Annotated in this window: 14 protein-coding genes and 1 pseudogene; 7 read left to right on the plus strand and 8 right to left on the minus strand. The window is 37.1% G+C overall.

Going from position 1 to position 16,928, the window contains the following annotated elements; all coding sequences use genetic code 11:
* Nucleotides 1-211 precede the first annotated feature (211 nt).
* On the minus strand, nt 212-1,054 hold the full coding sequence (locus M2373_RS13005; protein ID WP_076352060.1) for an RteC domain-containing protein: 843 nt from the start codon (nt 1,052-1,054) through the stop codon (nt 212-214).
* 441 nt (nt 1,055-1,495) lie between these two features.
* Nucleotides 1,496-1,699 carry a hypothetical protein gene (locus tag M2373_RS13010; RefSeq protein ID WP_259111392.1) on the minus strand — a complete coding sequence of 68 codons (204 nt, stop codon included), beginning with the start codon at nt 1,697-1,699 and terminating at the stop codon, nt 1,496-1,498.
* Between the two features lie 540 nt (nt 1,700-2,239).
* On the opposite strand from M2373_RS13010, the gene M2373_RS13015 reads away from it, so the two are divergent.
* Genes M2373_RS13015 through M2373_RS13025 form a run of 3 tightly spaced genes read left to right on the plus strand, consistent with a single transcriptional unit; the run spans nt 2,240 to nt 5,484 of the window.
* Nucleotides 2,240-3,472, plus strand: a complete 1,233-nt coding sequence (locus tag M2373_RS13015) for a site-specific integrase (RefSeq protein ID WP_259111395.1) — start codon at nt 2,240-2,242, stop codon at nt 3,470-3,472.
* 34 nt (nt 3,473-3,506) lie between these two features.
* Nucleotides 3,507-4,469 (plus strand): tyrosine-type recombinase/integrase, encoded by a 963-nt coding sequence (locus M2373_RS13020; RefSeq protein WP_259111398.1) that lies wholly within the window; start codon nt 3,507-3,509, stop codon nt 4,467-4,469.
* The gene (locus tag M2373_RS13025) at nt 4,456-5,484 is read left to right on the plus strand and encodes a site-specific integrase (RefSeq protein WP_259111607.1); all 1,029 of its coding nucleotides are present in this window, start codon (nt 4,456-4,458) and stop codon (nt 5,482-5,484) included. Before M2373_RS13020 ends, M2373_RS13025 begins: the two co-directional genes overlap by 14 nt.
* On the opposite strand, the pseudogene M2373_RS13030 reads toward M2373_RS13025, so the two are convergent.
* Nucleotides 5,420-5,944 (minus strand): annotated as a pseudogene (locus M2373_RS13030) (ATP-binding protein); the annotation flags it as partial. The gene M2373_RS13025 and the pseudogene M2373_RS13030 overlap by 65 nt on opposite strands.
* A 175-nt stretch (nt 5,945-6,119) precedes the next feature.
* On the opposite strand from M2373_RS13030, the gene M2373_RS13035 reads away from it, so the two are divergent.
* From M2373_RS13035 to M2373_RS13045, 3 genes are read left to right on the plus strand one after another with little or no spacing between them, the layout of a single operon-like run.
* Nucleotides 6,120-7,361 (plus strand): tyrosine-type recombinase/integrase, encoded by a 1,242-nt coding sequence (locus M2373_RS13035; protein WP_088159863.1) that lies wholly within the window; start codon nt 6,120-6,122, stop codon nt 7,359-7,361.
* An 8-nt stretch (nt 7,362-7,369) separates the two neighbouring features.
* Entirely contained in the window at nt 7,370-8,362 is a 993-nt protein-coding gene (locus M2373_RS13040) for a tyrosine-type recombinase/integrase (RefSeq protein WP_088159864.1), read from the plus strand.
* The gene (locus tag M2373_RS13045; RefSeq protein ID WP_088163413.1) at nt 8,349-9,365 is read left to right on the plus strand and encodes a site-specific integrase; all 1,017 of its coding nucleotides are present in this window, start codon (nt 8,349-8,351) and stop codon (nt 9,363-9,365) included. The genes M2373_RS13040 and M2373_RS13045 overlap by 14 nt, the downstream gene beginning before the upstream one ends.
* 75 nt (nt 9,366-9,440) lie before the next feature.
* Here M2373_RS13045 and M2373_RS13050 read toward each other — a convergent pair whose 3' ends face one another.
* From M2373_RS13050 to M2373_RS13070, 5 genes are all read right to left on the minus strand, one after another.
* A complete protein-coding gene (locus tag M2373_RS13050) occupies nt 9,441-9,794 on the minus strand; it encodes an ATP-binding protein (RefSeq protein WP_232475545.1) in 354 nt (117 codons plus the stop codon).
* 18 nt (nt 9,795-9,812) lie between these two features.
* Complete coding sequence (gene istA / locus M2373_RS13055) at nt 9,813-11,366, minus strand: IS21 family transposase (protein ID WP_259111410.1); 1,554 nt, start codon at nt 11,364-11,366, stop codon at nt 9,813-9,815.
* A 590-nt stretch (nt 11,367-11,956) separates the two neighbouring features.
* The gene (locus M2373_RS13060; protein WP_259111412.1) at nt 11,957-12,577 is read right to left on the minus strand and encodes a hypothetical protein; all 621 of its coding nucleotides are present in this window, start codon (nt 12,575-12,577) and stop codon (nt 11,957-11,959) included.
* Entirely contained in the window at nt 12,558-13,544 is a 987-nt protein-coding gene (locus M2373_RS13065; RefSeq protein ID WP_259111416.1) for an MvdC/MvdD family ATP grasp protein, read from the minus strand. Before M2373_RS13065 ends, M2373_RS13060 begins: the two co-directional genes overlap by 20 nt.
* A complete protein-coding gene (locus tag M2373_RS13070) occupies nt 13,513-13,845 on the minus strand; it encodes a hypothetical protein (RefSeq protein WP_076549615.1) in 333 nt (110 codons plus the stop codon). Before M2373_RS13070 ends, M2373_RS13065 begins: the two co-directional genes overlap by 32 nt.
* A gap of 210 nt (nt 13,846-14,055) precedes the next feature.
* Between M2373_RS13070 and M2373_RS13075 the strand changes: the two genes are divergently transcribed.
* Nucleotides 14,056-16,926 carry a tetratricopeptide repeat protein gene (locus tag M2373_RS13075; protein WP_259111423.1) on the plus strand — a complete coding sequence of 957 codons (2,871 nt, stop codon included), beginning with the start codon at nt 14,056-14,058 and terminating at the stop codon, nt 16,924-16,926.
* Nucleotides 16,927-16,928 lie beyond the last annotated feature (2 nt).

The raw sequence follows: 16,928 nt of genomic DNA on the forward strand, positions 1-16,928 counted from the left end.
TTTTTTTAATAGTGGCGCCAGTTTGCATTGGTATCCTATGACTAGTATATTGGTACATACTAAAAGTATGAACTGTCGAAGCCAGTTGTGTAAATTTCAGGTTAGTTATTCTACGAATGAATTCAGTATAACAGGACAGTATAAATTTCGGCAATAAAAAACAGGTCATCGATATGATTACCTGTCTTGTACAATAGATTTACTACCTACCTTAAAGTTCTCTATCCATATATTGTTCTAGAGAACTTTTTAAGAAAAGTAAATAGCTGGTTTTCTCTCCTGCCCTGAACTTCATCTGATGGAATGCATGATGAATATCCCCCAATTTGATTTCAAACACTTCCTCAAATAGTTTACTCATTTTTCGCAGGCCAGCTCTGCCATTAGACACACTACCTGCTGCATGTAGCGCATAAATCAGTTCAATTAACGCATTCTTGGAATCCGTCCAAGAAAAACTTCCATTTTCAGGCATAGGGGAACTACCGGTATTATTGGAGTCTTTCTGACTAATTTTCGACAAATAATAGGAAAAAAGCAAGTCCATCGCTATGATCTGAGCGACTTTATAATCATAATAGGTAGAAAAGTCAATATCAACTTCAAAGAAAAAACTGTCTACACCATCGAAGAAATTAATATTACCTAATCTAAAATATGAATTGTCTTTATCGCAGCGACCAGAACGATAATACCAGTAAAAATCCGAACTCTCCAGGTGCTTTTTATATTCTTTATTTAAAAGCTTGATCTGCTCGTTGTAATAAGCTTGTACCAAATCATAAAGTTCCGGGTTAATAACTTCCAAACGGACAAGCTTATTGTAGTAAATGAGTTTTCCTAAAATCTCGGGCTTGACAGTCTTAAAAAAGACTACTTCGTCGTCGGCTGTAGCAAAACCATTTTTTGCAATTTGGGTTTTAAGATCGCTTAATAATTGGCGAAGAAAAGAAACCATATGATAAGCTTCTTCAATGGTGCTTTTCGTACTTCGTTCTAGATTCTTCTCCTGTTGTTCGATTGATAATAGAATATTTTTATATAATTGTTTCATGGTTACTTTTTTAAAGTGAATAACCTCCACACAGTCGTTTTCCCTTTAAATTATATCTCTCCACGTTGAGATATAAAATTAAATATACAATATATTTTTTTTCTAATAATCAATAGTTTAGGCCAGTTATTATTCGCCGACACTAAATCAGAATTCGTACCAATATACTCATAATCTGCAATTGAATGAAATATGTTTGCTCATTAAAAAATTATTATTCTCCAATAAAACAAAGATTATTCTTTAAGATACTGTAAAAATTAAACCAATGAAATTTATTCCTTTTATCTAATATAAAATGAAACAAAAGATTTTTAATCAAAATCCTGGTTAGAATTAATGCATAAAAGAGACCACCATTTAAGTAATCTCTTCTATTGTACCCTAATCTAATCGGGGAATTTTTGTAAATAAATCTTTCCGTTCAAGAATTTAATAGCCTTACTTGTATTCTCTAGCGTACCATGCGAGATGAAAAATATCAGATGGATCATATTCAAATCCTGCATTTGGCTCGATTTCCATTGTTAATTTATTAAATGTAACCTTGTACTTTATAAAAAAGCCAATTGGTTGGAGGCAGTCCTCTTTAGCGTCTTTGATAGCCTTGATCGCATCGCTACTTGGTAATGTTATTTTAATCATATTGCTAAATTACATTTGCGGATATTTTTATTTTTACGGTTACCCGTAAGATTATAATTTTTATAAAAATTTGAATTTTGATGGTTTAGGTTTTATATTAATCTACTTAGAAAATGTAAAGCTAATCCGTTCAAGTGCTCCTTTCGGAAATCCTACGACAAAAGAAGCAACAAATGGAAAACTTTTCATCAAAACATTTTTTTTATGGAATTTTGAGACTATATAAAAAATATGGTCTTTATGGGTATTTCGGAGCAATGATGCCAGTGATTTCGGTCAAACCGTGCCACTTAAAAGATCACACAATTATATAAAAAAGCTTTGATTATTCCTTTTTCAATATTCCTTTTCTTAGCGATTCACCTTTTTTATGGAAAGCTTTCCATAATAAAGGTTATGACCACAATATGGTTATGGAAACTTGATGACTAAGATTTGTCCAGGGAACTCAACTTTAGCGGTTTACAAAAACACTATCCATAACCCCTTTCCATAACTTTAATGTGAAACAATGCAGTTTCAACATTAAAAGTAAAAGTTATGGAAATTCAAAAGCTTATTGAGCAAGCCAATCGGCTTTTAATAGAAGCAAGGTATTCGAGTAGCAGAATCTACACCTATAATTGGTTGTGGAAGAAAGGCATCCTCGCGTATATGTTATCACGGGGTCTGTTGGACTATGAGGAGAGCATCGGCAATGATTTCGTGCTGACGTGCCATGATGGTTTCAGTGTTACACTCCATCATCGTGACATTGTCAAGAGTGTTGATGTATTAACCCGCGTGTTGTTGAACAACAATCTCGGAGGAAGAATGCATTGTGCGGTACAATTCCCATTAAGGGGTGAAATTGGGGAGGCCGCGAATCAGTACCTCGATTTTTTGAAATCCCGGCGTATTAACGAGAAGAAAACTCTCCAGCGTTACAAAAAGTCTATTAGCAACTTCATAGAATATCTGCTTGAGAATGGAATAAACAACCTTTCCGGCATAACTGAAGAGATAATAACACAGTATGTTGAGAGCCGCGAACATCAACGGAAGGAATATATCGATAACACAAGGCGCTTTCTTTCGTTCCTTTTTCGGGAAAAGGTTCTTTCCAGGGACTTTTCACGTATGCTGAGCTCACTTGGCAATAGGTTCAAGCGCACGAAAGTTCCTTCGTTTTATTCCCAGGATGAAGTACGGAAGGTAGAGCAATCGATATCCCTTTCGAACAATGTCGGCAAACGTAATTATGCAATGGTGTTATTGTGTTCCCGGCTTGGGCTCCGTGTATCTGATGTGTCCAATTTGAGCTTCAGTAACATAGATTGGGAAAACAATAAAATAGCCCTTGTACAATATAAAACAGGAAATCCATTGACCCTGCCGCTGTTATCCGTAGTTGGCAATGCGATTATAGACTATCTACGGTATGCCCGTCCAAAGTCCATGTCCGAGAAGGTGTTCCTGAGCTGTCGGCCACCGTACAGGGAACTTGATGGTGGAGCCGTCCATTCTGCAATCCTTACTGTTTTTATGTCATCCGGAATAGATTTCGGGGACAGACACCGTGGAGGACATGCCCTAAGGTTCAGTCTGGCCCAAAGGATGCTGGATAAATCAACACCTATCCCGATCATATCGGAAACTTTGGGCCATTCGAAAGCAGATACCACCAGAACCTATATACGGATTGACCTATCACATATGCTGGAATGCGTATTGAAAGTGCCGGAACCAAAGGATTACTTTTATATGCAGAAAGGGGGATGGCTCTATGACTAACCCGTTCAACTACCAAGGACCTCTTTCTCCATATATGAAAGCCCTTATCCGCATAAAAGAATCCTGCGGGTTCAATGTGATATCCACAAAGTGGACATACAAAGAGTTTGATGAGTTCACCGTTCATTACGGTCTAAGGGAACCTGTCATTACGAAAGATCTGATAGTTGCTTGGTCAACGTCCAGGATGAATGACTGTAGCAGGACATTCTATGGAAAATGTTCCAAACTGTCACAACTTGCCAGATATATGAATGAGCAGGGAGCTAAATCATATATAATGCCCTTGCCCAAATGTGTTAATGACCGTGGCTTTACGCCCTATATCTTCACGGAAGAGCAGATGCTGGCAATATTCCATGAATCTGATAGCCTATTGCGTGAAAGTCACAGGAAGGATGACCCGATCATATCGGTGCCCTGCCTGATCAGGCTTTTGTACAGTACGGGTATAAGGATCACGGAAGCCGTTTCATTGAGGAACAAGGATGTGGATCTGGACAGGAATATCCTAAAAGTCGGAACGTGGAGCAGTACCAAAAATGGTGAAGAACGTTTGGTCCCGATATGTGACAGCCTAAAGGAAAATATCCTGAAATACCTGCATTATCGGAGCATGGTACCGGTAGAGGGCATATCTGCCCCTGACCACCCGTTCCTCATGAAATTAAACGGCACGGCACTATCATCTGCCAATGCCTACAACTGGTTCAGAAAGATATATACAAAATGTGGAATTGCATATAGGGGTGAACGCTTTGGCCCACGTGTGCATGATCTTAGGCATACCATGGCAACACACTCTCTAGCGAAGATGGTAAAGGGTGGTATGGACATATATTCCGCCCTGCCTTTGTTGTCAGCTTGCCTTGGACACAGGTCCCTTCATTCCACTGAAGGGTATGTAAAACTCACCTGCCAAGAATACCCCGAATTATTGGATCAGTGCACTACTCTCAATGACTTTATATATCCTAAAAATGATGGCAACGAATAACATAGCAAAGTATATTACAGCATTCTTGGGAGAATATCTCCCCCACGAACGGAATGTTAGTCCAAATACGATATCTGCATACCGTGATTCTTTTGTTTCCTTCTTTTCATTCCTGAGGGACGAGCAACAACTAAAGGTCGAGAAGGTGACATTGTCGGACATTAACAGAGACAATGTACTGGAATATCTGCGATGGCTGGTTGAGAAGAATGGTAATAGCATTGCAACCCGTAACAACAGATTGGCAGCGATACATTCCTTTGTGTCGTATCTTCAATATGACAGCATAGAGTATCTGGATCAATGGCAAAGAATCTTGGCAATCAGAAATCTGAAAAAAATGCATCCAACTCCGGTACACTATACAAAAGAAGGAGTAAAACTGCTACTGGCGCAACCGGATTATACAAACAACAGGGAACTGAGACACGTGGCTATACTTGCGCTGATGTATGACACGGGTTGTCGGGTACAGGAATTGGCAGACCTTACAATAGAATCATTGCAGATACAGTATACACCATTCTCTATCAAGGTGTATGGGAAAGGACGAAAAGTGAGGATAGTACCTATCTCAGAACATGTAGTTGAAATACTCATGAAATATATGGACCGGTACAATATTGATTGCGCGATAAATATGAAAAGACCTATCTTCTGGAATAGTGCCGGTAAAAAACTTACCAGAGCGGGAATCACTTATATCCTGAAAAAATATGCAGATATGGCCCGGGCACACAATCCTCACCTTATACCTGATGTAACTAGTTGTCACCAGCTAAGGCACAGCCGGGCGATGCATCTGTTGCAATCCGGCGTAAATCTTATTTGGATCAGGGACTTGCTGGGCCACACTTCCATCCAGACCACAGAGGTTTATGCCAGAGCAGATTCTAAACAAAAAAGAGAGGCAATAGAAAGGGCATCAGAATGTCTTACTCCTTCTATACCTAATGGAGAATGGGTTGATAACAGAAACTTGATAACTTGGCTGAAAGAGTTCGGTAAAAGGTGATTATTATGGAAAGTCTAAATGTAAAGTAATAACGCAATAGTTTATTTATCCTTATATCTTGCAATGGACTTTCCATAACCATATTGTGGTCATAACCTTTTAGGTCAATTCGGTGTGAAGAGTTTACGATCCGGTCCAAGATGGCATCGGCAATAGTGCCCTCTCCGCCGATGACTTCGTACCAGGCCGATACCGGTATCTGGGATGATATTAGGGTTGATCTTTTACCATGTCGGTCGTCGATAATGTCCATAAGTGTTTCGCGATCTTGGCTATCAAAAGCCTGCAAACCAAAGTCATCAAGTATCAGCAGTTCCGTTTTCGTTAGTTTTTCCAGTTCTTTAAGGTATGTTCCGTCAACTTTGCTCAATTTCAGCCTTTTGATCAGTCTTGCAGTTACTGTATATAGGGTTTTTACCCCTGTAATACATGCCTGATTTCCGAGAGCCTGTGACAGGTAGCTTTTTCCGCAGTAATGTAAACTTTTACATTACTGCGGAAATGTAAACCATATGATAATGTAAAGTAATTTGCTAATGTATAACCAGAACCTTTAAACGGTATGGGATTGTCTAAAGTTTACTTTACATTACATTTCTCATCATCATGATGTTATTGTCTGTAAACAATATATCATGAATACAAAAAAACAAACAGTGGATGATTTGATGAACGACTTCTTTAATTACATGAGAAGCATCTATCGCACAGAAGGAAGCCTAAAGCGTTATAAGCGCATATGGCAAAGAATAAAAGATTTCATGTCTGCTCAAAAGCTTAAATACTACAATCCAGCAGTAGAACAGGCGTACTTAAAACATGAACTTGGAGATTACGATTATTATCAGCTTGATAGGAAAAAAAGGGATCTAATAAATATAACTGAGGCCCTCGGAGAGTTTCAGAAAACAGGCCGGCTGTTTATGGGGGCAAGAAAACATCGCCCTAAAGAGTTTCGTGGATCAGCTGCAGCAAGCATCAAAGCCTTCATTAATTATAAGCAGGTTGTGTTAGGCTTATCAGAAAACACTATTGGATCTTATATTTTCCATCTTTATGCATTTTGCAACTATATACATAGAAATAAGATCAATCTAAAAGCGATAAAAGCTTCAGAAGTCTTGCTTTATGTAGAGCAAATGAATGCCAATAAACCGGCAAACAGGTATGTGTCACTGAATATCCTGCGGAACTATTTCAAACATCTGTACGAGAATAATACGTTGTCCTTGGATTACTCCAGAATTATTCCCAAGGACAATTATAAGCAGCAGCCTAAGTTGCCATCCACATTTACAGATCAGGAGATAGCAGCCCTGTTAAAATCAGTAGATCGTGGTAATCCAAAGGGGAAACGGGATTACGCCATGTTGCTATTAGCAATTAGGTTAGGTCTTAGAGCTTCAGATATATGTGAACTGACCTTTGATAATATCATTTGGGAACAAAACATCATCCAGATCATTCAGTACAAAACAGGAAAAGCATTAGAGCTTCCGCTCTTGGCGGAGGTTGGCAACGCCATCGTAGATTACCTTAGATATGGCCGTCCCGTTACCAAGGATAATCATTGTTTTATTCACGTACAGGCTCCTTATGAAAGAATCCATTCCACAGATATGGGCAATATGGTTCGAAAATATATGACGCTATCTAAAATAAACTATTCTAACCGGAGGCATGGCCCCCATTCCCTACGTCATAGCTTCGCCAGCGCCCTTCTGAGAGAAAAATTACCGTTGCCAATCATATCAGAAGCCTTGGGGCACAGTTCTATGGAATCAACTATGCTGTATTTGCGTATTGACAAGGACTCCCTAAAAAAATGTGCAATTGAAGTTCCCCTAGTTCCAGTGTCGTTTTATAAACAGAAGTGAGGTAAGCTATGAACAGAATCTATTATAGCCTGTATGGGCCCTACATTGTGAAATTTATAGCTTTAAAAAACAGCCTTGGCTACAAATATAAAGACGGAGGAAATGCACTAAGGTTGCTGGATAACTTGGCGTTGAGAGAGGATGTCACTGAAGTTCCTATCACAAAAGAACTTACTAGTAAATATGCTGAAATAAGACCTAATGAATCAGAAAAGACCCGGTATAACAGAATGCAGATATTAAGGCAGTTTGCCCAATTCCTATGTGATTTAGGGCTGAGATCTTATATCCCCAGGCTTCCAAAACTAAGCCGTACGTTCATTCCCTACATCTTTTCACAGGATGAAATTCAAGCCATCTTTGCCGTTTGCGACGGGCTTTCACCATCCTGCCGTAACCGTAATTCCGGAGTATTCCAGATCCCTTTTTTGATAAGACTACTTTATGGTACAGGAATAAGGATCAACGAGGCTCTTTACTTGTCATACAATGATATAAACCTTGCTGAGAAATACCTTGTACTAAGAAAAACCAAAAATGGAAAAGACAGGATGGTACCAATGTCAGACTCCCTAAATGATGTATGCAAAGACTATCTAACCTACCGATCCCTGTTTACTGGAGCTGATAAAACAGAGAGAATATTCATGCTGCCCGATGGGACCCCATTGAATCAGTATACTTCTTATAAATGGTTCAGAAAGATTATCTGGTGGGCAGGCATATCTCACGGAGGAAGAGGAAAAGGCCCTAGACTACATGATCTGCGTCATACTTTCAGCGTTCACTCCCTAGCAACAATGGCAAGAGAGGGACTTGATCTGTATCACTCTATGCCTCTATTATCGACCTATCTTGGGCACCAATCTCTTGAAGCGACAGATGGTTACGTACGTTTAACTGCTGAAATGTATCCATACCTCATCAAAAAATCAACCGACTTATCCGCCAGTGTATTCCCTTTGCTTCACCTAAACCAAGATGATCATGAAACCGACTGACTTTTCCCGACATCTGACTAACTTTCTTTCACGCTATCTTCCGGGAGAACGTGGAATGAGTAACCATACGATATCATCCTACAGGTTTACCTTTATTCTGTTTATCTCATTTATTGAGCAGGTAAAAAAAATACGTGTTTCCAAATTGGTATTGAGCGATATTACTAAAGAAATAGTTGTAGAGTTCCTTGATTGGCTGCAGTCAGAAAGAAAATCCTCCGCTGCTACCCGAAATGTGCGGCTGGCCGCATTACATTCCTTCTTCAGTTTTATGCAATACCAGCAGCCAGATCACATGGCAGAATGGCAACGTATCCTCTCCATAAAAGTTAAGAAGATCGCAAAAAATGCTGTCAGTTATCTTTCTGTAGAGGGTCTTAAGCTCCTATTGGAACAACCTGACACCTCTAGTCGTAAAGGAAGAAGGGATCTTTCCATGCTGGCCTTGATGTATGATTGCGCTGCCCGGGTACAGGAGATAATTGATGCGGAACCATCCTTTATCCGATTAGATAAACCCTTTACAATGAAGATTACTGGTAAGGGAAACAAGGCCAGGGTAATTCCTTTGATGGATGAGGCGATTGTTCATATAAAAAGATATATGGATGAAAACCACTTACTGGAACCGCAAATGCGCACATCCCCCTTGTTCTGTAACAGTCGCAGAGAAAAACTGACTAGGGCAGGAATCAACTGCATACTGAAAAAGTACGCCTGCATGGCCAGGAACAAGAATCCAGGACTTATACCAGAAAAGATAAGCTGCCATTCATTAAGACATTCTAAGGCGATGCATCTTTTGCAGTCTGGAGTACATCTCGTTTATATAAGAGACTTCCTGGGACATGAATCCGTTCAAACTACGGAAATATATGCCCGTGCCGATTCACAACAAAAAAGAGAAGCTATAGAAAAAGCGTATGTAGATGTGGTTTCCAAGGAAATACCTGAGTGGGTTGAAAATAATGACCTTTTGGAGTGGCTGAAGGCCTTTAGATAAAGGCTAATATAATGTAAAGTGGATTGAATGATAAAAGCTTAACATAAGGATACTAAGTATAAAAAACTTTCTGCTTTACATTATCATATGGTTTACATTTCCTGTGCCGGAAGCACCACAGATAATAATGTTTTCTTTTCGGAGCACAAAGTCCAGTGTACCCAGACGCGCAAACATATTTTTGTCCAGATTTCTTTCGCTGGCGTAGTTTATATCACCTAGACTGGCATTATGCCTAAAGTTTGCCTGCTTGAGCAAACGCTCTATCTTTTTATTTTCCCGGTCTTCCCACTGATGGTCAGTAAGTAACGCGAGATATTCGTCGCAGGTCATACCTTCGAGCCTGTTTTCCTTAACGTACTGCTGGTGTAACTGTGCCATAGCTCCCAGACGCATGTCGCGTAGTTTTTCAACTGTCTGATTGTTCATTTTCTTGATTTTTGTTTATTATTCATATGCGGAAGCACCGCGTATATTGCTGTGAAAAGGTATATGTGGTTTTTGGGTCTCAAGCTCATTCACAGATAAAAGCAGCCTGTCCATATTGTTTTTCAGGATATTCTTTATCCGTAGATAGGAGCAGCTATCTGTATCCAATGCTCTTTTACACGCATTGTTCAGACGCCCGGATCCATAGGCTCGGTGCAGGTGGATAATTCCAAGGGAGCGTTTATAGTTTATTTCGGGATAATCATGGGAAGCAAGTATCTTTTCGATGCATGCCAGGACATATTCCCCATGTGGCAGCGCTTTTTTTCTAAAGAACTCAGGGCTCCATTCCGAATAGAACTTATGTGTGCTGCTCAGGTGATCTGCGTTGGTGATGTAGCTGCCTTTGGTCAGATTGCGCGGGTGTAGCGCAATTCTTTCATGATTATAAAAGATCTCAATACGACTTCTGGTGTAATGGATCATTGTTTCCTTTCCGATATACCGGTATGGAACACTATAATAACACTTCTCGGGAGAAAAGTATACGTAACCCATTTTCTGCACTTTGGCCCTTTTGTAATCTTTCAGTTCATATGGATCAGCGGGAAGGGCTTTGAGATATTCTCGTTCAATACTCTGGAAGAGCTCGATACGGCTCGATTCTTTTCGTTTGAACAATAGATTGTTATAACGCTCCAGTAGTACTGCAATTTCTCTATTGAGATCTTCCAGCGAGAAGAAAGTCATTTCACGTAATGGGTAATAGATACGCTGATAGGCCAGATGCACCGCATTCTCAACCAGCGCTTTGTCCTGTGGAGCGTAACTACGAGTCGGGTTGATGACACAGTTATAATGGCGGGCAAAGTCCTTGAAGCTACGGTTGATGTCCGCTTCGTATCTGCTCGATCTATTGACGGCGGACTTTAGATTGTCGGACACTATCGCTTTGGGCGATCCACCATAAAAACGAAGCGCCGCTGTGCAACAGGATATCATATCTTCGCGTTTCTGGCTCCTGCATGCCTGGATATAGGTGTACTGGCTGCACGGTAGTATGGCCACAAATACTTCCACAGCGATAACCTCTCCGGTATGTTTATCGATGATCTGCAGCTTCTTCCCGGCAAAGTCCACGAACATTTCTTCGCCCGCAATATGCTGAAGTTTCATTGAACCCTTTTCTTTTGGATATTTACGACGGTAATGTTCGAGAAACTGCGTGTAGCTATATGGTTCTGCGGCCAGCTCAACATATTGCTGATAATGATACAGAAAGGTAAAGCCGGGATGATTCCGGGCCTTGTTGACCCCCTCAAAGTAAAGCATGAGTTCATTGTGGCGGGTAGCGTCCAGCGTCGTATGGGATGAAAAGAGTTCGGATAAAACAGCGGTATCAAAGCCCAGAAGCTCCTTGAATGAGTAGCCGCTGCCTGCAAATAGCTGCATGTAGGTATTGACTGTATTGCGGGAAATACCGAGAACGGAACCTATTTTACGGTTACTGTAACCGTCCAGATGTAATGTGAGTATTTGTTTTAAGTCCATCGGATCAAGTTTGTTGGCCATATCGCTGTATTTAAAGCGACAAGGTAATTCTTTCTTGATCTTTTTAAAGTGGCACAATTCAAACCGTAAAAAATACGGATGGACGGACTAAAACTATACCACTAAAGTGGCATCATTTGAACCGTAATAGCTGGCACCATCCGACCGAAATGACTGGCACAAATCAAACCGTAATATCCACTTTAAACATGGAAATAAATTTATCTAGTAGCCCTATATTTAAATGTAACCTTCGGCAGCAATTTTAACATACACTTTCGGATCTAAATAATGTTGAAATAGCTGATCTTTTGTCAAAGTGTTGAAACAAAAAGCACCCGATTAAAAATTATCAATTGGGTGGTACAGCTATGATTGAATTAATATTCGCACACTAAAATTATTAATTTTGAAATCGCATATTGGTAGACAAACCACAATAGTAAAATAAAAGAGTTAGTAAAATGCTGACTCTTTTATTTTTCAATGCAAAAAATGATTTTAAAGGATTGGTTCGGATCTGCGTAGAGGTCAACACCTAATTTGAATCGATCAAAAACTTGACAAAGTTTTAAATGAGCGATGCTTGTCTAAACAAATTCTGGATAACACTAAAGGAAAAAACAAAAATAGAAAACCATGAATGCATATAAGCAAATAACAAACATTGCTCTCTTATAATATTCTTGCGCCATAACCAAATGCGAAACCTTCATATTTATTACAGCCTCATTACCCTTTATGATTTTGAAAAATGATGAAATAATGTCTCTTTTGTATTTATTTTTATCGCCTGAAATATTTATATCCTCATTGCCTAGCACATGGTAGGTTCCCCTTTCCAAAACTTTTACTGAAAACCATACCGTTCTGAGAGTATAAATTGCTAAAACGATTGAGATAAATACCGAAGTTTTGATAACTCCACTTGGAATCTCCTTGCCCCATATTAATGTATTTGCACCTATTACAATAGTATTAGCCAAACTTAAAGATCCCATAAATAAAGCTGCTTTGGATTCGGTACCTTTTCTGCGATCATCTTCTTCTTGATATATCTTACCTTGTAATTGCAATGCAAGATCCAGGTTTTCATCCTCAATTTTCAGAACTGGATTTTCCTCAAGGTCTTCGACTTCTTCTGTTAAATACTGATTAGATATGTAATCAGTATTATCCTCTTCAAGCAACGGCCAGACCAGCTCTCTAAGTTTAAGTAGTTTCTCGTTCATCAATTTTATCTTTTAACAAATTTACTATAGCACCCGAAATATCTAAACCGAGTAATTTTTCGAGCCAAGCCCACTGGCCATTGGGATTAATTTCAAGGAATACATATTCACCATTTTCATTTAAAATGAGATCTATCGCACCGAAATTTAAATCTAACTCTCTCAGTAGATTGATACAATTAGCTGAAATATCTTCTGGTAACATATAAATACTGTGTTTTAGACCATCTTGGCTAACTCTCCAATCCACTTTTGAGTCGTCAGAATCTTGTGAGTGTATGAAGGCAGCAAAAACCTTCTCTCCCACTACAGTCACCCTGATATCTCCTCTCTTTTTTATATGCTTTTGGAAAAATGTTGGACATCCTTCTACACGCTGAGCATTATTTTTGTCGAGGTATATTTTGTTGGTGAAAATGATCGCTTCTTCATTTCCGTCATCAGATATTAATCCTGTACGAATCGGTTTAATAATACAATCCTCTTCATTCATTCCATAAAAATTCATTGCTGAACCAGCATTGGTCGTAATCAAACTGTGGGCAATTGTAAAACCTATTTTTTTCGCTAGTCGCAGCTGAAATATTTTATTTTCAGCATTTCTAATATTTTTAACATTATTTAACCAGTATGCGGAATTTAAAATTTTATAGATACCTTCTAATGTATAACTAATCTCATTGCGTATAAATTGATTTTCAGCCCGACTAAGCTCTGAATTATCGTTGGGCAGTTCTGGTCTACGAAAATACACACTTCTAATATCCAAAAGATCTATTTGATTACCAGTTGTCCTATCAGATATTTTAAAATTATCTTTATGAAAGTCCAAATTTACCTCAACATTATCGCCTAACTCTTCAGTGTTTAGTCTGTAAAACTCTATTTTTTTCTCTTTAAGTTTTTTTACCACAAAATCAGTTGTAATATCTGCTTTATTGGTTATAAGGAGTACGCGTATCATCATTTTCCATTTTAACAAGAGTTTTTGTAGTATACATCACATAATCTAAATGATAGTCATCTTTTTCACCACTTACCTTAGTTCTGGTAGTTAAATCAAAAGACAATGCACTAGTATCACTTTCAGCTTTAACTTTTGTGACGGTAGCTAACGCTACCATAATATTGGTCGATGCATCAATTAGCGGGATCTTTGTACCGTCAATTTCCAGCATATTGAGGGATTCTAATGAATCATATTGGTAGTTGGGAGCAAAATCTGGCTCCGAACGAACAATCTTATAGTCTAATATTAATGGCTTCATATCTTTATCAGGTATATCTCGTAAAAATAATAATTATCCTTTCAATTTTCATCAGAAAAAACTAAACATATTAGAAACAGAATGGTTAACTGTCTATAAAAATCTTGAGCAATTGATTCTTTAGATTTAAGCGATTCAAGAATGCTTTTCTTATTCAAATTATTTCAATAAATGATATATTTGAGTTTTATTTTAAACTGTTCACTTGGAATGCCAGATATAGACCTAAACTCAATTAAAATTTTTAAAAGAAATGGCGATGCAATTTCAACAAATAGAGGTTTCTATTATCAGTACTTATCTTTCTTGAAAAAATGGATAACCAACTTTATAAATGGAGATGACAGTCCCATTTATACAGAAGTTGACAATGATATTAAAGAGGTTGGGAAGATCTTTGTATTTACACAATTAAAATGCTATAGTTCAGATTTTAGTTTAAATTCAAAGGAGATAAAACATACTCTGTTTGATTTTTTTATAACCTACCTTAGGTACAAGCAAAATAATATTACCCCAAAATTCTCCTTTGTTACCAATTCTGGAATACAAAAAAGAGAAAAATTATTGGGAAAATGGCTTAACAGGGAAGTTTTTGATAATTCTACAGACTTCGAATCTTTAAAAAAGAAAAATAGGGAAATACTAAAAGCCGAATCTAACAAGATAAGACAAGCAAAACTCAGTCGCCAAAATATTTCTTCAGTAAAAAAGCTTGAGATCAATAAAAGTTACAAGGCGCTCTGTGATATTCTTTCGGATGATTTAATCGTTGAAGATTTTTGTAGAGCTGTCCACTGGGATTTCGGGGAAATTACGACAGAGGAAGCTATTTTCCAAATTAGGCAAAACATATTATCCTTATTAAAGAACAAGGTGTTTGGTGATAAGCCGATCGAAATTATTTTTAGGGTTCTTTTGTCTGAAATATACAGATGTTCACAAGAAACCGAAACTTCAATGCGATGCCTGACAAGCCTAGACTTACAAAACCTTTTAAATTTAACAGATTCTGAAATATTGCAAAGAATTGATTCAAAATTTATACAATTAATTGGTTTTGAATTAGAGGAAATAAAGGATAGAATTAAAGCGGTTGAATCCATACAAGAAAATCAAGCTGTATTAATAGAAAATCTAAGACCAAATACATTAGAAAATCTTGATTTGACATTAGTTCCATATGTCAATGATGTAGAGGAAGTATTTGGCTGGGAAAATGAACTTAAGGAGGCATTTGATATTCTCAACAAAAAAAAACTTATTACAGTTAATAATTATGGTGGTGTTGGAAAAACAACATTTGCTAAAAAATTTCTTACCATTAACCGCAGTAAATATAATAACGTCATATGGTTAAATATCGAAAAATCAATAGAAACCTCATTTGTCTTTAATAACCTGTTACTTGCTAACTTACGTATCAATTTGGATAAGGATAAAACTGTAGATGAACAATTTAATATTATATTGAATGAGCTAGATAAAATTGGAGGAAATAACCTCATCATACTAGACATACAAGAAAATGACGAGACTTATTCTGCGCTAAATACCATTGCGAGTTTAAGAAATTGGAAGAAAATATTTCTTACACGAGCGAAACTTAAAACCTTAAACCCGTACTTACTACCGCACTTGGATTATGACAGTGCGATCAGCTTGTTTAAATTACATTGTTCAAAGGAATTTGACGAAATAGTATTTAAATCTTTCTTAAATTATATTGAGTTTAACACCCTCATCATAGAGCTTGTTGCGAAAACTATTGAGAATGGATTTGATCTAACTTTAGAGTTTGTATTTGATTCCTTAGAAACACAAAATCTAAATAATGAATTGCTCAAAATAGATATTGCCCTTTATGATAAGGAGAATAAAGTAACGGCTATATTTGACTTTATTCTACAAAAATTTTCTGTAAAAGGTATCAACGATAAAGAAAAGTTCTTTTTGGATTATCTTGCCTTACTCCCATCTACAGATATTATCATTGAAGATTTAGTATTAATTTGTGGTAAGGAATTTTATGATGGTAACAAACTAAGCTATATAAACTCTATTAATTCTTTAGAAAGGAAAGGGCTTGTCCAATACGAGAATGACAAGAAAAGTATACGAGTCCATAAAATACTGCAACAAACAATTATATATCGATTAAGAGCCGGGAATAGCGATTTTATTGGTTTCATGTTTTATATATCCTGGATAACGCATAGATTAACAGAAGGTTATAATAACCCGAAAGAATCATTCAGATTTTTAAAATATGCAGAATCAATTTTAAGTACCATTAAAGAAGGGTATCGGACAAGTATTTATCAGCCACTTTTACTTCTTGAAAATGAATATTTGCATCTATCATCATTCTTCTTTATACGTGAAAATAGTGCTGAATTATGGGCAGACTTGATAAGGAGAACTGAAAAATATTTAGGAAAAGATGCGCTTTGTTTAGGAGCAATGTATAACAATCTAGCTTCAACATTAAACATTGAAAATTCTTTGGATGATATTATTAAATACCAAAGAAAAGCTAACAATTTATATTTGCAACATTCCCGCGATTTTAAAAAAGGTGATTTATTAATGTTTATTACCTCATTACAAAATCTAGCCCAGGCATATCTTTTAAAAGATGATCCAGAAAACGTACTAAAATGTCTTCAAAAAGTAGCAGCCCTTAGAAAACAAAATTATTTTTATAGTGATGCACAAGTGGGCGTAGGTTACACTATATTATCTGAACTTCACCGAAAGACCAAAAATTTTGATGAATCTGAGTCATTGATTAAGAAAGCTATTAAGTATCATAATTCAATACCTATAGAAAAGAGAAATGAATTTTTATTATCTAGCTACTACAATAAATTATCAGAGAGTTCCATTTTGAAAAACAATTTGGATGAAGCAATAATACATCAATTAAGATGTGTCGAAATTCTGGAATCGCAAGGAATAAAAAATACACATCTTGTAAAGATGTATCAGTTTCTCATTGACCTATTTAAAATATGTAATGATCCTGATAATTTTAAAATTTATAATGATAAGCTCGAATCATTAATAAGACAGAATTAGGA

The sequence above is a fragment of the Chryseobacterium sp. JUb7 genome, from assembly GCF_024806495.1.
Lineage (GTDB): Bacteria > Bacteroidota > Bacteroidia > Flavobacteriales > Weeksellaceae > Chryseobacterium.